This is a genomic window from Streptomyces sp. LaBMicrA B280, from assembly GCF_049222185.1.
GTDB classification, from domain to species: domain Bacteria; phylum Actinomycetota; class Actinomycetes; order Streptomycetales; family Streptomycetaceae; genus Streptomyces; species Streptomyces murinus.
The window spans coordinates 1-452 of sequence record NZ_JBMJCT010000086.1 but is presented as its reverse complement, the minus strand read 5'-3'; the positions used below and the strand labels follow the sequence as shown (position 1 = coordinate 452).

At 37.8% G+C, this 452-nt stretch carries 1 protein-coding gene; it reads right to left on the bottom strand.

All coding sequences use genetic code 11. The annotated features are described in order from the left end of the window. Positions 1–75: 75 nt before the first annotated feature. Positions 76–387: a hypothetical protein gene (locus tag ACLF5H_RS37345; RefSeq protein WP_129264360.1), complete on the bottom strand. Its 312-nt coding sequence runs from the start codon at positions 385–387 to the stop codon at positions 76–78. Positions 388–452 lie beyond the last annotated feature (65 nt).

The window sequence follows — 452 nt, the reverse complement described above, 5'->3', positions numbered from 1 at the left end:
CTTGCTCTTTAGCTTCATTTGCTACCAAAAAGTTAGCAAAGCGTACTAAATCCTGTTTAGATTCTTCTGTATAAATTACTTGTGGCATGTTGGAGCTTCTAACGGCGTATCACTGGTTAAACTATCAGCCCAAGCTTGTAGCTCATCATGTGTTACATGTAAGCCCGTTTGCTGGTAATTCTCAAAAGAACGGATAGCTTGGGCTTCGTATTCCATTTTTTCTTGCACTTGAGCGATATAAGCATCCACAGCTTCAACCACTAGGCTATGTACTGTTCTTTGCTTTAATTCAGCAATTTGAGCTAATACGTGCTTTCTATGCCCTAATTTCACCGATGTAATACCACTAGGTTTAGGTGTATTAGATACTTGGGTAGTTGATGACATACTCTATCTCCAAAGGTAATACCTTTTAACACCTAGAATATAGCATAGTTTAAATAAAGATTTCG

What these genes read in the sequence shown, in the direction of transcription:
- ACLF5H_RS37345 (WP_129264360.1), bottom strand. Translation starts at nt 387, where the DNA reads ATGTCATCAACTACCCAAGTATCTAATACACCTAAACCTAGTGGTATT.